Origin of the sequence: Cohnella rhizoplanae (genome assembly GCF_948329515.1) — a bacterium.
GTDB lineage: Bacteria > Bacillota > Bacilli > Paenibacillales > Paenibacillaceae > Cohnella > Cohnella rhizoplanae.
Genome location: NZ_CAOJCN010000018.1, coordinates 95058 through 117002, shown reverse-complemented (window position 1 = coordinate 117002; position 21945 = coordinate 95058). Strand labels below are relative to the sequence as shown.

Genomic DNA, 21945 nt, shown 5'->3' with positions numbered 1-21945 from the left:
GACAGGCTTCCTCTCTACATTATACGTGCCGTCCGTGGTATGCCGAAACTTCCTGCGGCGCGGCCGGCAGACGCCCGACTCCGATGCACACGACGCCTTGCGCGTTCAAGGCGCCCGTGTCCAGGCAGTTGCGTCCATCTAATATTATAGGCCTGCTCATCCAGCTTTTGTAGTCTTCTGCCGATATTTTGCGGATCTCCGGCCAATCCGTCACGACGATCGCGGCGTCCGCGCCGCGAAGCGCCTCCTCCGCGGAGCCGTACAGCCCGACGCCGGCCGGCAGCTGCCGCTTCATGGAGCCGTCCACGGCGGGGTCGTAGGCGGCCAGCGCAATGCCGGGATACCGCTTCTTGAGCTCGGCGATCAGCCGCAGCGACGGCGCTTCCCGCAGGTCCGACGTGCCTGGCTTGAACGCCAGCCCGAGCAGGGCCACCCGCCGCCGCGACAGACCGCTGAGCGTGGCCTCCAGTTTGCGCGCCATGCGCAGCGGCAGCGCGGCGTTGGCGCGTATGGCCGCCGACAAGACCGTCTGCGGCGCGCCGGCCTCGCTCGCGAGGCGGACGAGCGCACGCGTGTCCTTGGGCAGGCTGGAGCCGCCATAGCCGAGTCCGGCGCCGATAAAGTGCGGGCCGATGCGCGGATCCAGCCCCACGATGCGGGCGATGTCCGGGTAGTCCGCCCCGGTCTGCTCCGCCAGCGCGGCCATCTCGTTGGCGTAAGAAATCTTGATCGCGAGCGCGGCGCTCGCCGCGAGCTTGGCCAGCTCCGCGCTGCGCCGGTCCGTATGCACGATAGGCGCGGCCAATCTGCGATGCAGCCGGTCCATCGTCTCGGCCGCGTCGAGCGAAGCCGATCCGACGACGATGCGGGACGGCTCGAAAAAGTCCCGCACGGCGAGGCCGTCCCGCATGAACTCGGGGACGGACACGACATCCGCGCGGCTGTCCGCCGGCAGCCTCGAACGAAGCCGCGCCTCCAGCCGGTCCGCCGTGCCGACGGGCACCGTGCTCTTCACGGCGACCAGCAGACGCGCGCCGTCCGCACGCGGCCCGATGCTGTCGACGGCGTCCCAGAGCTGGGCCAGGAGCATTTCCCCGTCGTCCGTAGCAGGGGTACCGATCGCGAGGAATACGACCTCGGATTCGCCGACCGCCTGCTGCATGCCGGTGCCGAAGGCGAGCCGGCCCGCATCCTGTCCCCGCTTCACAAGCTCGGCCAGCCCCGGCTCGAGATAGGGCATTTTACTGCTAGCGATCCGCTCTATTTTGTCGGCGTCCGCGTCGCAGCAGTACACCTGATGACCCAGATCCGCAAATCCCGCCGCTGTCGTCAACCCGACGATCCCCGCTCCCGCTACCGCGATCCTCATGATCGTTCCCTCCTTGAGATCCTTACCGTTTTGCCTCCAGTTTATCAGCGGGACCTCAAGCCTGAATGCGCTTCAGGTTATCGGAATGTTAAATTCATCGTGCGCTAACAGTTTTGGACGCCAACGAGCTAGACTAACTACTCCCCGTCCTCACCTGTCTTCTGGGACGCAAAAAGCCGCTCCATCCCGAAGGATAAGCGGCTTTTCGCCTTTTTGCATAAAACCGGGCCTCCGGTTACTTGACCAGCTGGCCGCGCGTCACGCCGAGCTGGTTGATCGCCTTGAGCTTCTTCCATACCTCGGTGCCGCCGATCCGGCCCTGCATGGCCGCGCGGTACAGGGACAGCACCTCGCGCACCTTTTCCGCGTCTTCCTCGAGAAATTCGACCCGGTAGGACGGCACGCCCAGCTCCTGGAACGTCGTCAGATACTCCGCGCCGGACTGCTCGATCGCGTTGTACACCGTATTGCGGCAGCCTTCGTCGACCCGCACCGGATGCGAGAATCCGATCCGGTCGCGCAGCGACGCGCGGGACTCCTCGCAGGGACGTCCGCAGTTGGTGAAGTTCGTGCCCTCGCTCATGAACGTGCAGTAGACGCAGTGTTCCGTATGGAACATCGGCATATGCTGATGGATGACGAGCTCCAGCCTCGACGTGTCCGACAGGCGCAGCATATCCACCATCTGCTGAATGTTCAGATCGTACGAGGGCGTCACCCAATCGAGCCCCGCCTCGCGGAACAGCTGGACCGTCTTGTGGTTCGCCACATTGAGGGAGAAGTCTCCGATGAGCGTCGGGTGATTGGCGCCCGGATTCTCCATGCGTTCCTTCAGGTAAAAGTACAGCGCGCCCGTATTGCGCACGAGCACCGCGTCCGGCGCGAGCTTCAGGATGTTGCGGTGGTAGCCGTTCTCGCCGGGCATATGGATGCGCGGCGTCGCCAGGGCGATCGGCTTGCCCGCCGCGCGGCAGACCGCGATCGCGTCGGGAAATTGCTTGATGAACTCGAAATCCGCGTATATCATCGCGGCGTCGGTCGGGACGGCGGCTTGCACCTGTTCGAGGGTGCGACACAGGACGGTCAGCCGTCCGCCGCCCGCCTCGAGCACGGACGGTGCCGGATGCGGCGCATCGCCGTAGGCGTCGACCTCGCGCTTGGCGTAGACCGGCGGACGGTCGCGCAGCGGCTCGAGCTGCAGCACCGCATCGCGGCGGATGCGGTTGAGCTCGCTCTTCGGCACGATGACGTCGCCCTCGAGCGCGACGGTCAGCTCGCCGAGATGATACAGCGAGCCGCCGAGGCGGCCCAGCTGCTCCTCGAGCACTTCGCGTCCGAGCGGGCGATTCATGGCGCGCTCGAGCGGCATGTCGGACTGGACGACGACGGTCGTATTCTTCTGCGCGTCGGTCCAGATCGTGCGCAGCGGCTCGCCTTCGCGCCCGGACACGGTGACGGACACCGGGAACGTGCGGTACGGCTTGTCCGTCTCGAACGTCGTGCGCAGGCGGCGGTCGAGCGCGGGATCGCTCGTCTTCCATATGCGGTCGCCGACATGGAGCTTGGTCAGGTCGACGTCGTTCCTGCCCATGACGATCTCGATCTCCCCGCCCTGCGCGATCTCGCCTTCAATCTTAGCCTTGCCTCGGCGCAGATCGTAGACGCGGCCGCCCTCTTCCTTCTTGGTCGGATCGCCGGCGTCGAAGACGAGACCGTCGCCGCGCTTGAGCGGCGCCTCGAGCAGACAGACGACGCTGTCGCGCGTCAGCCGCTCCACGCGTCCGAGGTATACGCCCCGGCTCTTGGGGAAGGTGCCCTCGACGAGCTGCTTGTTGTTCGTACCGTCGAGGAAGCCGTGCGTGAAGCCGCGCGAGAAGCTCTGCTGAAGCTCGCGGACTTCTTCGGTAGACGGCCTCGCGTCCTGGCCCGCAAAGTATTTGTCGATGGCGCTGCGGTACTTGCTCACGACGTTGGCCACGTACTCCGGGCTCTTCAGCCGGCCCTCGATCTTGAACGACGTGACGCCGGCCTCGATCAGCTCCGGCATGATGTCGATCGCCGCCAGGTCCTTGGGCGACAGCAGGTAGGCGATGTTGCCCATCGGCTTGTGCTCGCCGTCGACCATCAGGTCGTACGGCAGTCGACAGGCCTGCGCGCACTCGCCGCGGTTCGCGGAACGCCCGCCCCACATCTCGCTCGTCAGGCACTGACCCGAGTAGGACACGCACAGCGCGCCGTGCACGAATACCTCCATCGGGAGCTTCGCCTGCTCGCCGATCTTGGCGATCTGCTTGAGGTTGTTCTCGCGGCCGAGCACGACCCGCTCCATGCCGAACGGCTTGGTGAACTCGACCGCCTCCGGCGAGGTGATCGTCATCTGCGTCGAGCCGTGGATGGGGAAGTCCGGCGAGATCTCGCGGATCAGCTTGACGAGGCCGAGGTCCTGCACGATGACCGCGTCCACGCCGGCGTCGATGCACGCTTCGACGAGCTCCTGCGCATTCTTCAGTTCGTCCTCGAATACCAGGATGTTGAAGGTGAGAAAGCCCTTGACGCCGTACCGGTGGAGAAATGCCATGATCTCGGGCAGCTCGTCCATCTTGAAGTTGTTCGCGCGCGCCCGCGCATTGAATTTTTCCACGCCGAAAAAGACCGCGTCCGCCCCGTTCGCGACGGCCGCCCGCATGCATTCCCAGTCTCCGGCGGGAGCCAACAGTTCTATATCTTCACGCCGCACCGCGGCTTGATCGCTCATGTATGCTTAACCTCCATGCCGCCTCGAGGCGGCGTTCTCTCTATTAGTATAGCAAAGCCCGCCGCGTGGACCAAAGGAAAATCGCGGTGGGTGCGTAAAAAAGCGGCCAGCTCCCGATAAGGAGAGGCCGCCACTAAGCACGACGCTTAAACTCTTATTCCGCTGTTAAATTTGAACGACTTGAACGCATCGTCGATCTGCTTTAGATTGAACTCGGTTGCGTTCGAGTCGCTCATTGCGGCTTGGATCATGTAGATGCTGTCGTTTTTCTCGATCAAGTAGAGCGTAATTCTGCCGCCCCCGGACGACGTTAGATTCGGCACAAGTACCATCTTGACGGCCGCCTCGCCCGCCAAGGTTTCGTTCGTACGACTCTCCAGCTTCCAGAGCCCGCCGGAAGTATAGCTCTTTTCCATCATTTCCGGGTACCCTTGCATGGCAGTGCCCTTTTCGAAGCCGACGAGCAAATTCAGGCCAACCCCGTTGAACGTCACGACTTCTTGGTCCATGTTCATTCCGTTGTACGTCCAATCTTCGGGAACGGTTATGCTGTATCCGTTCTTTTTGCTCGTCTTGACGACTGTCTTGTGCTGGTCGATGTCATCCTCCGGGTCCGGCACTTGACCGAACGTTTTCTCGACTCTGGCGAAGTCCACCTTCATGTTGTTCTGCAGCTTATCCAGAATATCCGCAGCATTCAGCTCGGACTCTCCTCGTTCAAAGTTCAAATCCGTATCGTATTTATAAGCTCCCTTGATCGCAAAGATGCGATAATCCTCGATCCAGGACTTCCCGTCTTGCGTAAAGGAGAGCTTCACCATCTTGGCGGGAATGCCGTTCCACACGATGTCCGTCGTGACGAACGGTTCCTTGTATTTGTCGGCGATCACTTCGTCGATGGCCGCTTTTTGGCGTTCTACCCACGCATCGAGCGTATCCCCGGACTTAAGCGAGGTGATATCGAACGTTATCGAAGCATCGTCGTTGTAATAGCTGATCTCTCCGTCATCGTCGTATCCGTTATCCCACTCCGGCGGAAGCTGGATCGCGAGGCCGTAGTCTTCTTCCGTGTAAGTGACGACGCCGTCCTTGACCTTGCTCAGATCCTTCAGCGCGCCGTTCTTGGCGTCGAACTGCGGCGCGAAGCTGTTGAGGAGCGCCGCGTTGGCAGCCAGCTCGGAAGCCGCCTTCGCCTTCTTGCCGAACATCAGGATATAAAAACGGTCGTTGGCCTGAATGCCGCGGTACTCGTAGTAGAAGCCGTCGGACGCCTTGGTGACCATCGTCTGTAACTTGCCCGAAGGAAGCGTCACTTCCTTGACGTTAATTACGGTCTCATCCTCCATGTAGCTTTTAAGTTCATCCAACTGTGCCTTGGCATCCAGCGGTTCTTCCGCGTCTTCGACCGATACCGACAGGTAATAATCCTTCTTCACGTCCTGGAAAGAAATGAAGTCGCCGGTACCGGACTGATAGTTCTGCGCGAGTCCCGTCGGATAGTTCATCGACCACTGGAAGTAGCTGTCGCCGATCTTGGACTTGCCGGCGTCGGCGTCGATGCCGGCTTTGCCGCCGGCGGCCGCGGCCTTCGGGCCCTTGATGACGATCTCCTTGGTCGAAGCGGTGAACGCGATCTTGGCGCCGAACAGCTCGGCTACGCGCAGCGGCACCATCATGAAGCCCTTGACGGCGACGGGCGCCGCCGGCAGCGACTTCTGCACGCCGTTCACGTATGCTGTCTTACTGCCCGTCGCGATCACGACCTTCAGGCTCGCGCTGTGCGTCAGCGTCATTTTCTTGTTGCCCGCGAGCTGCAGCTGCGCGCCGATCCCTTTGGTCAACACGCTCAGCGGGATGAAGGTGACGCCGCCTTTCTGGAACGGAGGCTGTACGGCCGAGGCGACGCCGTCTACCGTCATTTGTCCACTGCCCAGCTTGAGCTTGATCACGACTTGCGCAGTCGCGGCGGCCGTGCCCGTGGCGGCGAAGGCCGCCGTAGCCGAGGCGATGGCGAGCGCCATGACGAGCAGGAAGGACAAGAACGTTTTAGAATTGAAGATGATCCTCATATTAGACATAAGTTTGATTAGGCTCCTTTTTATTGAGACAAGCTCTTGGACAGAACGATTTGCCGGGTCACGAGATCGCCGTCGGCCAATACCGTGACGCCGATCTTCCCGCCGGGAAGGTAGGACTTGAGCAGCTCGCTCAGCTCTACGAGCGTGGCGATCTGCTTGCCGCCGACCGCGTAAATCTGGTCGCCAACCTTAAATCCTGCGGCCTGCGACTCCGCGGATACGACCGCAGTGACGGTCATCGGCTCCTCGGTCGGCAGGCCGACGACGGCGGACCAGCTCTCCTCGAGCTCCAGACCCAGCGACGGGCGCATGACCTTGCCGTATTTGGCAAACTGATTGAGCACGTATTGCACCGTATCCGCCGGAATGGCGAAGCCCATGCTGTCGATGTCGACGTCGACGAACTTCATGGAGTTGATGCCGACGACCTCGCCCTTCATGTTCACGAGCGGACCGCCGCTGTTGCCCGGATTGATCGCCGCGTCCGTCTGCAGCAGGTTGTAGTCGTCGGATACGGACCGGTTGAGCCCGCTGATGACGCCGACCGTGGCCGTGTTGCGCAGCGAGAAGGACACCGGCGTGCCGATGGCGATCGCCGTCTCGCCGACCGTCACCTTAAGCGGCGAAGCCGCGAACTTCGCGGGCTTCAGTCCGCTCGCCTTGATCTGCACGAGCGCCAGGTCGCTGGTGACGTCCATCTGCTTGCGCACGCCCTCGTACTCCTTGCCGTCCGCCGTCACGACGACGATCCGGGACATGTCCTGCACGACGTGGGCGTTGGTGACGATCAACCCGTCCGGCTTGATGATGACGCCCGTACCGTGCGCCAGCGCGAACCGGCCGCCCTCCGCGTCCGGCTTGCCGATAATGGCGACGACGCTCGGCGCCACCTGCTTGATGACGGACGGCACGTCCGCGGGCGCGTACTTGTATGTCTGGCTCGCCTTGTCGTAAGTGCCGGTGCCGCCCAGCGCGGCAGTCAAGGCCGTGGCTTTGACATAGGCTTCGCCGTTAATGACCTTGACCGGCAGACTGACGGCGCCCGCGGCAGGCGCCGCCGCCGTCGCCGAACCGGCCATCAGCAGCCCGAACGAAAAAAACGCGGCACCGATCGCCGCTTTGCCCTTTAACTTTTTAAACAATCCGCTCCCCAGCTTCCCCTCGTTTGTAAATAATCACCTACTCACAATATCAGAATCCTAGCCGAGGCGATATCGGAGATCCTGTCGAAACGTGTCGAATCTAAAAAAGAGAACCGACGCTAAGGTCGGCTCTCTTGTTATTAAATAGAGTTGTGGGTGGCCGGTGCGGTTACCAGCCGCTGACCATCTTGACGTCCGCGATCAAAAAGATGATCAGGGATACCGCCGTGAATCCGATGGCGAAAACGTTCTTATTGGGACGCTGCCTCAAGAGGCGAACGAGCCCGACTACGATCAGAACCGTGATGATAACCATGAAAATGTCGAATACCGCGAACGTGCTTGCGGATTCAGCCGCATTTTCCGCGAGAAACATGGGTTGTCCTCCCTCATCTCATAACTTTCCCAGTATCCTCTATGTTAGCCATTAGACGCCGCCGTTGCAAGTCCGAATGTTTCGCCGTAACAACTTTGTCACATTCATGCCTTGGAAAATACCTTGTCCATCTCCGCCATTATTTATAACCGCGCCGCCGGCGGCTTCACTTATCTTGAACGAAAGGTTGACAACGCTCGCCGGCCGGCTATACGCTCAGTACAAACTTTACGGAGGAGGCAATCAAGCTATGCGCGAACGTCCCGATTCCCGCGAATACACGCCTTACCAAGGCCAGTACGTCTCGCTCGCCCCGGAGGGCGACATCATCGAGATTCTGGAGGCGCAGAAGGCGCGCACGCTCGGCCTGATCGCCGGACTTACGGAGGCGCAGGCGAATTATCGCTACGCGCCGGGCAAATGGTCGCTCAAGCAGGTCATCGGCCATATCAGCGACAATGAGCGCATCCAGAGTTACCGGCTGCTCCGCATCGCCCGCGGCGACCAGACGAGCCTACCGGGCTACGAGCAGGACGAGCTCGTGCCGAACGGTCCGTTCGAGGGCTGGACGCCGGCGCAGCTGGCCGAGGACTACCGGACGGTGCGCGAATCGACGCTGACGCTGCTCCGCGGACTGCGGGACGATGACTGGAAGCGGATCGGCAACGCGAACGGCAGCCCGGTCAGCGTGCGGGCGCTGGCCTGCATTAATAGCGGCCATGAGCTGCACCACTTGCGCATAATCGAGGAAAAGTATTTGAAATAATCCAAGCCATATGGCGTCATGCACGCGAAAAGCGGGACCTCCTTCGATCGGAGGCGCCCGCTTTTTACGTTTTGCGCAGATAGGTTTTGAGGTCCTTGAGCTGCACGACGATGATGATGCTGATGATGACGAGCATGAACCAAGAACTAAGCTTGCCCCAATGCACGAGCGCCCAGCCCGCCTCCTGGTTCGGATAGCGCCAGGCGCCGAGGAACGTCGATATATTTTCCGCCAGCCAGATAAAAAACGCGATGAGTACGTACGCGGCCAGCATGGGCATGGCAAAGGTCTTGCCGCCGACCGTGTAATAGACCTTCGTCTTCAGAAACAACACCGCCAGCAACGCCATCAGCGCCCAACGGAGATCCGGCAGCCAGTGATGCGTGAAGAAGTTGGCGTAAATGAGCACCGCCAGCGCCGTCGAAGCCCAGGCATGCGGCCAGCCGGTCAGTCTCAGATCAAGCCTACGCCACGCCTGGCATATATAACTCGCGACGCTCGCGTACATGAAGCCGCTGTACAGCGGCACGCCGCCGATCTTGAACCAGGCATCCTCGGGATAGGCCCACGAGCCCATCTGTACCTTGAACAGCTCCAGTCCGAGGCCGATGACATGGAACATCGTGACGACCTTCAGCTCGTCGACGGTCTCGAGCTTCGCCAGCAGCATGGCAGCCTGCGCGGCGATGCAGACGATCAGGATCAGATCGTATCTCGCAAGTCCGGGCACGTGGACGATCTTGGTCAGTCCGAGCGCGGAAAAGATAACGACTGGAAAAACGCAGCTCAGCGCCTGGTTCCAGCCGAACAGCCAAAACCTGCGCAGCCCCTGCAGAACGGGCGGCCTATACGCTATGATCGACTTGATGCCCTCTCACCTCGCTGTCCCGCGGTCCGGAATCCCGCTCGCGCAGCTCGCGCCGGAGCGCCCGCACCTCCTTCGTCAGCAGGTCGAGCTTGTGCGACGTGCCCGAGGCTTGAATAGCTTGACGGACGATCAGCGCGAGCATACTCCAGACGCAGGCGACGGAGATTAACGATACGAGAACGATGGCCAGCGCGCTGACTTCGATGGCGGGTACCTCCCCCGGCGGGTTGCCGTCCGATTCGTACGGCCGACGAAGGCTCGGCGCGCGGGGTTTGCCCCCGCGCACCGCTCAGTCATCTTCGTACTCCCGCATTATAAAGCGATTCCGCCCGTTTATCTACCATTTGCAGCCTTTTCCGCGCGCGGCGACCATCTGCCGTTCACCCAAGTGATCAGGAAGGAGATGCCCCCGAGCCCCAGCAGGACGAGCACCTTCAGCAGCGTCTCCTCGCCTTGCAGATCGAGGATCATCGCCTTAAGCGCGACCGCGACCAGCACGGCGGAGCCGAACCAGCGGAAGAAAGTTTCGCGGCGGTACGCGCCCCAGAGGAACAGCAGCAGCGCGTATACGCCCCAAGCCAACGACAAACCAAGCCGCAGCAGCGTCCCTTCCCCGCTCCCCCAGTCGTACGCCTCGAATAAGCCGATAATCTGCACGGTCAGCAAGCCGCCGATGACGAGATGGGCGCCCAGCGCGAAGATGTTGGACACGAGCTGGCGGTCCGCGCCTTCGACCCCGAAGACCTGCCGGCCGATCGCATAGTAGAAGCCGAGCGCGGCCAGCAGCATCCAGGACAAGGCGCCCCAGTTCAGGAAGGGGACGTAAGCGCCGAACCAGTCGCCCCGGGGCGTCGTCCACGTCGCGGAGAACCAGTAGACGCCCACGATGAACCAGATCGTCATGGAGAGCGCCTCCGGCAGCCAATGCTTGCGGACTCGGCTCGCCGCCGCGAGGGCGATCGCGACGCCGGCCCAAAGGTAGACGTTCAGCATGGGCTTCACGGCCAGGCCGCTGCCGAGCTGGCTCAGCGCGATCAGCACGAGCAGCGCTCCGCTAAGGCCGTGGCTCAGCGCGTAAGCGAGCGTGCGGCCGGACTGCCGCAGCACGAAGGCGGCCGCAGCGAGGAACAGCAGGCCGATGAAAGCCAGCGTATAGCCGTTATGCAGCTCGCGCTGCAATATAATCAGTGCCCATACGCCGAATAATATGCCGTTCGCGAGGCTCAGATACATATTCATGCCGTCGAAGCAGCGGCCGAGACGCATGCTGGCGATCAGGCATCCGGCATGGTAGAACAGGAAGGCGGCCAGCGCGTACCGGATCGGCATGTTCCCCCAGCCGTCCAGCGCCGGGTCGAACCAGAAGAAGTAGATGGCGTAGAGCGCCCAGGTGCCGGCAAAAGCGACGGGCCTCAGCTCGCTCCATCCCTTGGCGATGCTGATCGAGAAAAAGGCGGCGTTGAGCACGAGCAAATACAGGAACAGCGCGAATACCTGGTCGGTCTCGGGCAGCATCAGCATCGGCGACAGCAGGCCGCCGGCAAGCGCGATATGCATGAGCAGACGGGAGCCGAACCGCCAGGCGTAGGCGACGGCCAGCGCGGTGACGGCGATCATGCCGAGCAGCACGGTCATGGGTGCCCATAGCGCATAGGCGATGCCGGCGAAGGCGACCGTGGCATAGAGAACGCAGGCGCCGAGGCCGAGGCCGATCTCGCCCGCTACCGCCCCCCTGGGCTTGGTCGCGATCCGCGCGCCGACCAGGGCGAATCCGACGCCGGCCAGCAGCCCGAAGCCGATCTTCATCGGATCGGTGATCCAGCCGCGGTCGATCGTATACCGGAACAAGGTGATAAAGGCGGTCAGTACGAGCGCGACGCCGAGCAGGGATGTCCAATGCTTCCGCAAATGGTCGGTCATGACGGTGAGGCCTCCTTCGGGGAATGGGTGTCGCCAGGGAGCAATCGGTCCGCAAGCTTGACGATGCCGAGCAGGAGCAGGCAGAGCGCCAGCGCCACGGCCTCGAGCTGGAGCAGGTACCAGGGCCAAGGGCCGAGCAGGTCGAGCAGCGACGCGGACGGCGGCTTGCGGGCGAGGAACATGAAGTTGGTCCCGGCCAGCGCGTCGGCTATCGCGGCGGGCACCGCCAGCAATTGCAGCCAACCGAAGGCGCGCAGGGCGGACCGCAGCGTCGGGCGGTAGCCTTCGACGATCGTCATGTACAGATTGGAGAAGACGATCAGGATATGGCCGAGGAAGAAGTGCGCGAAGCCGAATGTCGGAAACGGGGCCGTCAGGTCGGGCGTCGCCAGCGCCTGGACCGCGCCGAGGATGCCTAGGAAAAAGGTGATCTCGTACAGTCTCCGGCTGCCTGTCAGCACCATGAGCGCGGTCAGCCAGATCATCAGGCTGCACAGCTCCAGCGGCAGCGCGTAGACGTCCCAGTCCCGCGTGACGGCGCGCTCGGCCAGCATGGCCGTCTCGACAACGACGGCCGAGGCGGCCAGTCCGACACGCATCCGCTTCGAGCCCCGCAGCTGGCGACGCTGCAGGCACAGGCCGGCGACGAGCAGCGCCAGCAGCCCGAGCGCCGCCCAATGCGGCGCCGTGTATGGTTCGAACCTCATGGCTCGCGCCCCCTCTCTTCTCCCTCATTTTAGAAAATCGGGGCAAAAAAAATAGTACCATCTTTATGTGGTACCATCTTGGCGCTAAGCGATGTCGTTTATTCCGGCGGCTCCCGCCCGCCGTCCCCCGGCCGGAAAAGCCCCATCTCCCTGGCCCGCCTGGCCGCTTCCTTGGAGCCGGGAACGCCTAATTTGCGGAGGATGTGATTGATGTGGTTCTTTACCGTGCGGATCGAGATGAACTGCCTGTCCGCGATCTGCGACTGGGAATAGCCGCGGTCGACCATCTCCAGCAGCTGCAGCTCGGCGGGGGTGATGAGATCCTGCAGCTTCTTGGTCTCGAACTCCCGCTCGAGCGCCTTGAGCCGCCTGAATTCCTCCCGCATCCGCTCGGCGGCCGCCGGGCTGATCGGCGCCTCGCGCCGGGCGGCGGCGCGGATCGCGGCGGGCAAGCCTTCGAAGTCCGTCTTGAGCTGGTAGTCGATGGCGCCCGCCTGGAAAGAACCCAGGATGAGGTCCTTCTCCTCCATCGAGGTCAGCATGATGACCCGCGCGCCGGCGGCCGCAGTCTCCTCGGCCAGCGCGATGCCCTCCGGCACGCCGTGCAGCATGATATCCATGAGGACGACGTCGGGCAGCGGGTCGCGCTGCGCGTCCCGAAGCGCCCCGCGCACCCGGTCCGGTTCACCGCTGGCCAGCGTTACCTGCAAGCCCGGCTCTTCGCCCAGGTAGGAGACAAGCCCCCTGCGCCAGTCCTCGTCGTCCTCGACGATCCATATCTTAATGTCCTGCATCCAGACCTGCCTCCCTTTTGTCCGCCGCACGCGAAGACGCGACCGGCTCCGCGCGCACGCTCCGCTTGGGCAGCGCCATGTAGACGGTCGTCCCCTGCCCGATCCTGCTGCGCACCGTGAGCGTTCCGCCGTGTTTGCGCATCACTTGATACGCATAGGGCAAGCCGAGACCGAAGTTCGTCCCGCCGCCCTTGGTCGTATAAAAGGGCTCCAGCGCATGCGCGCGCTGGCTCCGGGTCATGCCCGGCCCGGTGTCGGCCACCTCGACGACAAGCTCCCGCCGACCCTCCGACAGCTTCACCGTCAGCGTCCCGCCGCGCCCCCGCATCGCATCCGCCGCGTTGGAGACGACGTTGCTCAGCGCCTCGCCGAGCTGCGCCGCGTCCACCTCCGCCTGCCACTCCCGCGCCGGCAGCTCGAGCCGCAGCCGCACGCCCTCGAGCTGCGGCTCGAGCGCGGCGAGCGTAGCGCGGACGAGCCCGCCCAGGCGGACGCCCGTCCGGCGCAGCTCCAGATCGCCGGTGCGCCGGTGGACGCGGGCGATCATCTCCTGCATGTGCAGCGACGCGGACAGCATGGTCTCGATATCCTGCAGCAGCTCGGGCTGCCCGGTCCGCTCCGCGTAGCGCTTCGTTTTTTCCCCGAACAGCCGCAGCTTTCCCGCGTCGTTCTTCATGGCGTGGTTCAGGATCGCGGTACCGGCGCCGACCGCCCTCCACGTCGTATCCAGCCGGCGGCGGTCGACGAGCAGACGGACGCCCATGAACCCGTAGCTGAACAGGCCGACGAGGAATACCGCGACCGCGAGCGACGCGACCCATGCATTGTATACCCACATCCGCAGCATGCCGAGGCTGGGCAGCACGTAGCTCATGACCATCAGAAACAGGACGGGCGGTACCACGGCCAGGCAAACGATCCAATAGGTCGGGGAGAGAGGCGAGCGCCGGGGGTGCAGCGCCAGGATGTGCGCCGAGCCGTACAGGATATACGGGGCCGCCCACCAGACGACGATGTCGAAGGAAACCGGATAGCGCTCGGTATAGCCCGGCGTCAGGAGCAGGCAGAGCGCGATCGGCAGCAAAAGGACGACCGGCAGCGCCCGCCGCAGCGCAGGCGGCATGCGCACGGGCCGGAACGCCAGCGCGAACAGCAGAAAAGCGTATGGTACGCCGTAATAGGAGCTGACCGAAGCCGCGGCTTGGAGCCGGTAGAGCGGCGGCTCCCACCGGTCGCGGACCGCCCCCTCCGCCAGAGCGGGAATGAGGTTCAGATCGAGGACGGCAGCCAGCGCGCCCGTCCCGGCGAAGAAGGACACCGCGGCGAGGCGCCGGGACGCGGAGGAGCCCGAGCCGGCAGCCAGCAGAAAGAGCGCCACCGCCCACAAGACCGGCCATACGAACAGCATCCGAGGTCCTCCTTCTTCATAATGGCCGGGCTGGTTAATCGGGCGGGTTCACGGGCGGGTTAATCGGGCGGTTAATCGGGCGGGTTCTCGCCTTCCTCCAACAGCCGCGCGGCCAGCTGCGTCCGGTTCCGCAGGCCGTACTTGGACAGCATGGCGTTGACGTGCTTCTTGACGGCGGCCTCGCTGACGTACAAGGCCGCGCCGATCTGCGCGTTCGTCTCGCCGAGCACCAGCCTGCCGGCGACCTCGCGCTCGCGAGGCGTGAGGCTCGCCGCCGTGCCTCGCGCCGGGCGGAAGGCGGTTACGGCGGGATCGGGCGAGCTCGTCTCGGGTACGAAGGCGGAAGCGGACGACAGCGACTCTGTCCCGGCATCGTCCGGCCAGGCGCCCGTGCGCCGCAGGAACTCACGCATCCCGCCGCCGCGCGTATCGAGCTCGTAGGTCGCAGCCGTCTCTCCGTCCCCATAGTCCGCATGAGCGGCCTCCGGCACCTCGACGAAGCCGAGGCTCCGCTTGCTCAGCCGGTAATAATCGTGAGGCGGCGGCGACTCGACCAGCAGGCTCCCCTCGGCGATCAGCTCGAACAGCGGCTGCAGCATGGCGCTCCGCAGCTCCTCGCGCTCCAGGCTCTCGGCGTCCATCGCATAGACGTACCAGCCTTCGACCCGCGACGGGTCCGCCGCGAGCGCGCGTCTCTTGGCTGCCGGCCAGGCTGCGAAGTAAGCGCGCGAGACCGGCAGGGCCGACAGCTCGCCGAGCGTGCGGCCGTCGATGGGCACGATCGCCGCGATGCCGGCGACATGGCCTTCCCGGTCGCGCAGCAGCCGGACCGCGCCGGGCGCGAGCGCGAGCAGGCGCGCCGGATCGAGATGCCGGAGGCGGCTCTGCGTCGTCGCCTGCGGCAGCGCGAAGCGGTACATCGCGCCCGAATCCGGGTCGCCGCAGACGACCTTCCAGTCCCGCTCGTCCCGCCTGCGGCGCGCGATATAGCCGAGCGCTTCGTCGAGCGTGCCGGCGTGCATCGGCTCCCACAGGCTGCCGGCGTCCGCGGCATGGCGGAAGTGGGCGCGCAGCACCGGATTGCCGGCATGCCGCAGCAGCTCGCCCCAAGCGGGACCGAGCCTGCGTCCTGTCCGCCACTCCTCCTCGATCTGCCTGCGATAATGGGCGGCCGCGCGCGCTTCGTACCGGGCGTACGTCTCCGGCATCGTCTCCCGCAGCCGGCCGCGCAGATGCTCCCATACGAACTCCTGCAGCTGCCATCCGCCGCTGCTCCGGCTGACGAACGAGAGCCGGCAGATCGCGGCGAACAAAGATGGCGGGAGCGCCCGGTCCGTCAATTCGCCGAGCGTCTCCAGGTTAAACGTGCGCACCGCCGACGCCGCGTACAGCGCCTGCAGCAGCCCTTCGTCCGCGATCTCCGACAGCCATGACTCCCATACGCGCTCCAGCGCGGTGGTACCTGCCATTCTCTCCTCCGCCGGCGCGGGAGCGTCCGGCGTATCCGCGCCAAGCCGGCCGGCCAGCGCGCCGGTCGGTCCGTCCGGCGCGAGCAAGGACAGCGCGAGCGGGTGGCCGAGCGTCCGCAGCCATATCGCGTCGATCGCGGCCTCGTCCGCCATGCCCCAGGCTGCGAGATAGGCGCCGATCTCCTCGTAGGACAGCTCGCGCAGCGGCAGCCGGACGATGAGCCTGCGCCAGGCGGGATTCGACGCCCAGACGCCCTCGAGCGGCCGCCGGCCCGCCATCACGATGAGGCAGCCCCCCGGCAGGCCCGGGAGGAACGCCTCGCGCAGCCAGTGGTCCAGGCTGCCGAGCGAGTCGCAGCCGTCGATCAGCAGCGCGAAGCCGCCTTCCCGCTCCCGCGACCGGATCGCCTCGAAGCAGCGCTCCTCAAGGGGAACGGATGCCGCGGACGCCATGCTAGGCGGATGCGGATACAGCTCCGGCTCCCGCTCCGGCGCGGATTCGCCCGACGCATCCGCCCCCGCCCCGTCCCCCGTCGGCCGTTCGCCCAGCGCGGCCAGCAGCCGGCGCAAGAACTCGTCCTTTCCCCGCAGCGCATCCGGCGCATCGACTTCGGCGACAGCGCAGCCTGCCGCCCTCGCCATGATCGCGTACTGCCGGAGCAGGTAGGTCTTGCCCATGCCGGCCGAGCCGTAGACGTTCAGCAGACGCTCCGCTCCCGCCCCGCCGAGCCGGTCCGCGAACACGCCCAGCTCGAACGCCCGGCCGACGAAGTGATCTTCCATCAACCGCGCGAGGCGTTCCCCGATCGTTCCCGACATGCGCAAGCCCCCTTCCTTTTTTATCGAAAAGTATACTATCAATGTATCCGAAAGGATAGCGCCTCCGCATAGCGGACCATGGTACGTTGGGAGCAATCAGGTCCAAGGAGGCGCACGAGCGATGGAAACGATCGAAACGAAAGAGAGCATGCGCGAGCGACTGCTCCGCAGAGAACGGCTGAGCGGCTCCGAGATTCTGCTCCGAACGCTGCTGCTCGAAGGCGTGGAATGCGTCTTCGGCTATCCCGGCGGCGCGGTGCTCTATATTTACGACGCGATGCACGGCAATCCGGCCTTCAAGCACGTGCTGACGCGCCACGAGCAAGGCGCGGTCCATGCGGCGGACGGCTATGCGCGGTCGACCGGCAAGACCGGGGTCTGCCTGGCGACGTCGGGTCCCGGCGCGACGAATCTGGTTACCGGCATCGCCACGGCGCATATGGACTCGGTGCCCCTCGTCGTGATCACCGGCAACGTCGCCACGACGCTCATCGGCACCGACGCCTTCCAGGAGGCCGACATCATCGGCATTACGCAGCCGGTCGCGAAGCACGGACTGTTCGTCCGGCACGCGGAAGACTTGGCCGGTACGATCCGGGAAGCGTTCGCGATCGCGAACGCGGGCAGACCCGGACCCGTGATCGTGGACATTCCGAAGGACGTGTCCGCCGCGGTCGTCGAGTTCGTCTACCCCGAGCGGATCGAGCTGCCGCCGTCCGCGCAGCCGGCCGCGAACCCCGACGGAGAGGCCATCCGCGCGCTCGCCGCCGCGATCCGCCTGGCCGAGCGCCCGCTGCTGCTGTCGGGGGGGGGCGTCATCCAGAGCGGCGCCGCGGAGGCGCTTGCCCGCCTGGCGCGCGGCGCCGGCATCCCGGTGACGACGACGTTGATGGGGATGGGCGCGCTCCCCGCCGGCGACCCGCTGTGGCTGGGCATGCCGGGCATGCACGGTACGTACGCCGCCAACCAGGCGATCCTTCAATGCGATCTGCTCGTCGCGGTCGGCGCGCGCTTCGACGATCGCGTGACGATGCGGCTCGACGGCTTCGCGCAGGGAGCGGCCATCGCCCACGTCGACATCGACGCGGCGGAGATCGGCAAGCTGGTGCAGGTCGACTATCCCGTACAGGGGGATGCGCGGCTCTCCCTCGAAGCGCTGAACCGCGAGCTGGAGATTGCCGCCGTCACCGCCCAAGCCGACGTCGCCCAAGCCGGCACCCGCATCCCCGAGGCCGCACGATCCGCCTGGCTCGCCCGCGTCTCGGCCTGGAAGTCGGCCTACCCGCTTCGCTATCGCGACTCGGACGACGTGCTCAAGCCGCAGTACGTCATCGAGATGATCGCCCGCACGACCGGCGGAGACGCGATCGTCACGACGGACGTCGGCCAGCACCAGATGTGGGCGGCCCAATACGGGCGGTTCGACCGCCCGCGCTCGCTGCTCACTTCAGGCGGGCTCGGCACGATGGGCTTCGGCTTCCCGTCCGCGATCGGCGCGCAGATCGGCAACCCCGACCGCGTCGTCGTCTCCGTCAACGGGGACGGCGGCATGCAGATGTGCGCCCAGGAGCTGGCCGTCTGCGCGATTCACAAGATACCGGTGAAGATCGTCGTCATCAATAACCGGACGCTCGGCATGATCAAGCAGTGGCAGGAGCTCGTCTACGAGGGGCGGTTCAGCCATATCGATCTCGGCGGCAGCCCGGACTTCGTGCTGTTGGCCGAGGCTTACGGCGTCAAGGGGCTCAGGGCCGAGAGCAAGCGCGAGGCCGAGGCCGTATGGGCGGAGGCGCTGGCGACGGACGGACCGGTCTTGATCGACTTCGTCGTCGACAAAGACGAGCTGGTCTACCCGATGGTGCCGCAGGGCAAGCGGCTGCAGGACATGCTCCTGGGGGATTCGGACACGGACAAGGACACGGACACAGACTCGGAAAATAACGCAGACGAGGACAAAAAGGAGGGAGCCCGATGAACGACCGGCATTACTTGAGCGTGCTCGTGCGGGATCGTCCGGGCGTGCTGCAGCGGGTCAGCGGCCTTTTTTCGCGCAGGGGCTACAATATCGACAGCGTGACCGTCGGGGCTTCGGAACTGGATGGGCATTCGAGGCTGATCGCCGCGGCCAGGGGGAGCGAGCGGGAGCTCGGGCAGATCGCCAGCCAGCTGCGCAAGCTGATCGACGTCGTCTCCGTCTCCCATCTGAGCGTCAGGCCTTCCGTCGTGCGGGAGCTGATGCTGGTCCGGCTGTCCGTGCCGCCGGCATCGCGGGCTGCCGTCCGCGCCGTGATCGAGACGTTCCGCTGCGTCGTCGTCGACGTCGGACCCGCGACCATGATGATCCAGTCCGTTGGCGACCGGGAGAAGAACGACGCCCTGCTCACCCTGCTGCAGGACTACGGCATCCTGGAGATCGCACGGACCGGCGAGACGGCGATGACCCGTTAGCTCGCGGGCTCCCCTCTCCCTCCCCCTCCCCTCAATACGCGTTCATGTGCTCCCGGCGATAAGCGCCGGGGGTTTTTCCTTTATTCTCCCTGAACGTTCTGGCGAACACCTTGTAAGATCGGAACCCGACCTCCATCGCGATATCGAGAATGCTCATGTCCGTCGCCACGAGCAGGCTGCAAGCGTGCCGGATCCGGATGTGGTGCAGGAGATGCAGGAAGTTGATGCCCGCGTGCTTCTTGATCTCGACGCTGAGCCGGGTGGGATGGATGTCGAAGCGGAAGGACAGATCGGAGAGCGTCAGGTCCTCCCGGTAGTTGTAGTGGATGTATTCCAGGATGGGCCACACGAAGCCGCTTCTTCTCGCCTGCTCCGACCTGCTCGCGTCCTTCGCCAGCTGCAGCCGCTTGCGCTGGAAGCGGATCAGCAGCTCGTGCAGGCGAAGCGGCAGCAGCTCCTTGCGGTACGGCTGGCCGCCCGCGTATTCGCGCAGCAGGTCCGCGAACAGCTGCTCCTGCGGCGCCAGCTCGTCGGGACCGAAATGAATGTACGGCTGCTGGTTCTCCATGAGCAGCGACTGCAGGTGCGACGACTCCGCCTTGGACGAGGCGATCAACAGCTCCATCGCGAACATGCAGTTGTAAAGGCGCAGCGGCTCCGGGGAGGTGGTGACGATCTCGTGGATCTGGAAAGGGAGCAGCAGCGTGAACGTGCCCCGGCTCATGGGATGATTCACGCCGTTAATCTTCTCGTAGCCTTCCCCTCCGATCACGAGCGAGCACTCCAGAAAATCGTGCCGGTGCACGGGGTAGGCACGGCGAATCTCGTTGATGGAGACATAAAACGGGAAGTCGCGTTCGATCATCTCGTAATCGCTCAAGTTTTTATTTACGGGAAAAACGGTCATAAAAACCCTCCCCAATGATAAAAAAACGGGATATTTACATAAAATTCCGGGCCATCCGCAGAAAAAATATAACATACACTTGGGGTGTCTTCATCAAGAATTTAGAAATCGCAGGGAGGTTTTCATCACATGAGTTTGCCGACGATCGGCGCCCTACAGTCCAGTCCGTTAATCATCCGCCATCCCGACAACCCCATTCTGACCAGCAAGCAGGTTCCCTACAACCCCGCCTTGGTGTTCAACGCCGGCGTGACGAAGTTCCAGGGACGTTATGTCATGGTCTTCCGCAACGATTACGGTCAGGAAGATTTGCAAACGCTCTCACCTAGCGACACGACCAACCTCGGGCTCGCGTACAGCGACGACGGCGTTCATTGGGAGGTCCGTCCCGAACCTTGCTTCAGCCTCGAGGGCGAGGACATCATCCGTACCTACGATCCCCGGCTGACCGTCATCGACGGACGCTGTTACATGTGCTTCGCGGTCGACACCGGACACGGCATCCGCGGCGGCATCGCGGTGACGGACGACTTCGAGCGCTTCGAGGTCATCAGCCTGAGCGTGCCGGACAACCGGAACATGGTGCTGTTCCCCGAGAAAAGAAACGGCCGCTACCTCCGGCTCGAGCGCCCCTTCACCGTCTACAGCCGGGGCGGCGAGCGGTTCGACATCTGGATCTCCGATTCCGCCGACTTGAAGTACTGGGGCAACTCCGATCTGCTGCTCGCCGTGGAGCAGGTTCCTTTCGCCAACGTCAAGCTGGGACCGGCCGCTCCGCCGATCAAGACGCCCCAGGGCTGGCTGACGACGTTCCACGCCGTCGACATCGATCCGTCGCGCGGCAAGAACGGCTGGGAGCCGAGCTGGACGAAGCGGTACACCGCCGGCATCATGCTGCTCGACCTGGACGATCCGAAGCGCGTCGTCGGCTTGTACAAGGAGCCGTTAATCGCGCCTGACGCAGCCTACGAGAAGGACGGCGGGTTCCGCAACCACGTCATTTTCCCCGGCGGCATGATCCTGGAGGATACGGGCGAGGTGAAGATCTACTACGGCGCGGGAGATACGTACGAGTGCCTGGCCAGCGCGGACGTGAACGACCTGATCGGCCTCTGCCTCAAGGGTTGAGCGCATCGCCAACCTCTCACACTGATAACGCGGGGAAGTGATTCGCCATGACGAGCAGTCTCAGATCGACGCTTCGTTATCTCAACAAGAAAAAATACCTCTACCTCATGCTCGTGCCCGGCGTCGCCTACTTCCTGATTTTTAACTATGTCCCGATGTACGGCGTCATCATCGCGTTCAAAGACTTCAACTTCGCCAGAGGCATCCTTCACAGTCCCTGGATCGGCTTCGAGAACTTCAGGTACATGTTCGGCCTCGACGACTTCTACTCCGTCTTCTGGAACTCGCTCTATCTCAGCTTCCTGAAGCTGTTGTTCGGCTTCCCGTTCCCGATCCTGCTCGCGCTGTTCCTGAACGAGATGCGCAACCGGACCTATCAGAAGTTCAGCCAGACGCTGATCTACCTGCCACACTTCATCTCCTGGGTCGTCATCGGCGGCATTCTGGTCAACTTCCTGTCGCCGACCTGGGGCGTGTTCAACCTCTTTCTGCAGCAGCTCGGGATCGAGCCGGTCTTCTTCCTGGCGGACAACGCCTACTTCAGGCCGCTCGTCATCCTCAGCAGCATCTGGAAGGACTCCGGCTGGGAGAGCATCATCTACCTCGCCGCGATGGCTTCGATCAACACGGAGCTGTACGAGGCCGCGAGCATCGACGGCGCGAGCCGGCTGAAGCGGCTCTGGCATATCACGGTCCCCGGGATCAAGTCGACGATCGTCGTCCTCATCATCCTGCGGCTCGGCCACATCATGAACAACGGCTTCGAGCAGATCTTCGTCCTCCAAAATCCGATGAACCTCCACGTGTCCGAAGTGTTCGAGACGTACGCGTACCGCGTCGGCATCCTCGGCGGCCGCTTCTCCTTCGGCGCCACGGTCGGACTGTTCACCTCGGCGATCGGGCTCGTCTTCCTGCTCGCGAGCAACCGGATCGCCAAGTGGATGAAGGAAGACGGAATCTGGTAAGGCCGCGCGCCAAGAAAGGAGGCTGC

18 protein-coding genes are annotated in these 21945 nt (G+C 64.0%); 5 read left to right on the top strand and 13 right to left on the bottom strand.

Features of this window, described 5'->3' with window-relative positions; all coding sequences use genetic code 11:
- Positions 1 to 19 precede the first annotated feature (19 nt).
- The 5 genes from PQG80_RS21930 to PQG80_RS21910 form a co-directional block, all read right to left on the bottom strand.
- On the bottom strand, positions 20 to 1369 hold the full coding sequence (locus tag PQG80_RS21930; RefSeq protein ID WP_271753758.1) for a UDP-glucose dehydrogenase family protein: 1350 nt from the start codon (positions 1367 to 1369) through the stop codon (positions 20 to 22).
- Between the two features lie 235 nt (positions 1370 to 1604).
- A complete protein-coding gene (locus PQG80_RS21925; protein WP_271753757.1) occupies positions 1605 to 4124 on the bottom strand; it encodes a U32 family peptidase in 2520 nt (839 codons plus the stop codon).
- A gap of 146 nt (positions 4125 to 4270) precedes the next feature.
- Positions 4271 to 6202 carry a stalk domain-containing protein gene (locus PQG80_RS21920; protein ID WP_271753756.1) on the bottom strand — a complete coding sequence of 644 codons (1932 nt, stop codon included), beginning with the start codon at positions 6200 to 6202 and terminating at the stop codon, positions 4271 to 4273.
- A gap of 20 nt (positions 6203 to 6222) precedes the next feature.
- Positions 6223 to 7344 carry a S1C family serine protease gene (locus tag PQG80_RS21915; RefSeq protein ID WP_271753754.1) on the bottom strand — a complete coding sequence of 374 codons (1122 nt, stop codon included), beginning with the start codon at positions 7342 to 7344 and terminating at the stop codon, positions 6223 to 6225.
- Between the two features lie 169 nt (positions 7345 to 7513).
- Positions 7514 to 7720 (bottom strand): DUF2759 family protein, encoded by a 207-nt coding sequence (locus tag PQG80_RS21910; protein ID WP_271753753.1) that lies wholly within the window; start codon positions 7718 to 7720, stop codon positions 7514 to 7516.
- Between the two features lie 250 nt (positions 7721 to 7970).
- On the opposite strand from PQG80_RS21910, the gene PQG80_RS21905 reads away from it, so the two are divergent.
- Complete coding sequence (locus PQG80_RS21905; RefSeq protein WP_271753751.1) at positions 7971 to 8486, top strand: DinB family protein; 516 nt, start codon at positions 7971 to 7973, stop codon at positions 8484 to 8486.
- 64 nt (positions 8487 to 8550) lie between these two features.
- Here PQG80_RS21905 and PQG80_RS21900 read toward each other — a convergent pair whose 3' ends face one another.
- From PQG80_RS21900 to PQG80_RS21870, 7 genes are all read right to left on the bottom strand, one after another.
- Complete coding sequence (locus PQG80_RS21900; RefSeq protein ID WP_271753774.1) at positions 8551 to 9321, bottom strand: DUF817 domain-containing protein; 771 nt, start codon at positions 9319 to 9321, stop codon at positions 8551 to 8553.
- A 10-nt stretch (positions 9322 to 9331) separates the two neighbouring features.
- A complete protein-coding gene (locus PQG80_RS21895; protein ID WP_271753750.1) occupies positions 9332 to 9640 on the bottom strand; it encodes a hypothetical protein in 309 nt (102 codons plus the stop codon).
- A gap of 47 nt (positions 9641 to 9687) precedes the next feature.
- The gene (locus tag PQG80_RS21890) at positions 9688 to 11274 is read right to left on the bottom strand and encodes a DUF2339 domain-containing protein (RefSeq protein ID WP_271753748.1); all 1587 of its coding nucleotides are present in this window, start codon (positions 11272 to 11274) and stop codon (positions 9688 to 9690) included.
- On the bottom strand, positions 11271 to 11981 hold the full coding sequence (locus PQG80_RS21885) for a YwaF family protein (RefSeq protein ID WP_271753747.1): 711 nt from the start codon (positions 11979 to 11981) through the stop codon (positions 11271 to 11273). The genes PQG80_RS21890 and PQG80_RS21885 overlap by 4 nt, the downstream gene beginning before the upstream one ends.
- A gap of 98 nt (positions 11982 to 12079) precedes the next feature.
- The gene (locus PQG80_RS21880; protein WP_271753746.1) at positions 12080 to 12775 is read right to left on the bottom strand and encodes a response regulator transcription factor; all 696 of its coding nucleotides are present in this window, start codon (positions 12773 to 12775) and stop codon (positions 12080 to 12082) included.
- The gene (locus tag PQG80_RS28900) at positions 12762 to 13322 is read right to left on the bottom strand and encodes a sensor histidine kinase (RefSeq protein WP_432432791.1); all 561 of its coding nucleotides are present in this window, start codon (positions 13320 to 13322) and stop codon (positions 12762 to 12764) included. Before PQG80_RS28900 ends, PQG80_RS21880 begins: the two co-directional genes overlap by 14 nt.
- A gap of 932 nt (positions 13323 to 14254) precedes the next feature.
- Entirely contained in the window at positions 14255 to 16471 is a 2217-nt protein-coding gene (locus tag PQG80_RS21870) for a helix-turn-helix transcriptional regulator (protein ID WP_271753744.1), read from the bottom strand.
- Between the two features lie 121 nt (positions 16472 to 16592).
- On the opposite strand from PQG80_RS21870, the gene ilvB reads away from it, so the two are divergent.
- Both ilvB and ilvN read left to right on the top strand, forming a co-directional pair.
- A complete protein-coding gene (ilvB, locus tag PQG80_RS21865; protein ID WP_271753743.1) occupies positions 16593 to 18446 on the top strand; it encodes a biosynthetic-type acetolactate synthase large subunit in 1854 nt (617 codons plus the stop codon).
- The gene (gene ilvN / locus PQG80_RS21860; protein WP_271753741.1) at positions 18443 to 18919 is read left to right on the top strand and encodes an acetolactate synthase small subunit; all 477 of its coding nucleotides are present in this window, start codon (positions 18443 to 18445) and stop codon (positions 18917 to 18919) included. The genes ilvB and ilvN overlap by 4 nt, the downstream gene beginning before the upstream one ends.
- A 31-nt stretch (positions 18920 to 18950) precedes the next feature.
- On the opposite strand, the gene PQG80_RS21855 is transcribed toward ilvN, so the two are convergent.
- Positions 18951 to 19826, bottom strand: coding sequence for a helix-turn-helix domain-containing protein (locus PQG80_RS21855; RefSeq protein ID WP_271753740.1), 876 nt, complete (start codon positions 19824 to 19826; stop codon positions 18951 to 18953).
- Between the two features lie 129 nt (positions 19827 to 19955).
- On the opposite strand from PQG80_RS21855, the gene PQG80_RS21850 reads away from it, so the two are divergent.
- Positions 19956 to 20954: a glycoside hydrolase family 130 protein gene (locus PQG80_RS21850; RefSeq protein WP_271753739.1), complete on the top strand. Its 999-nt coding sequence runs from the start codon at positions 19956 to 19958 to the stop codon at positions 20952 to 20954.
- Between the two features lie 47 nt (positions 20955 to 21001).
- On the top strand, positions 21002 to 21919 hold the full coding sequence (locus tag PQG80_RS21845) for an ABC transporter permease (protein ID WP_271753738.1): 918 nt from the start codon (positions 21002 to 21004) through the stop codon (positions 21917 to 21919).
- The last annotated feature ends 26 nt before the right edge of the window (positions 21920 to 21945 follow it).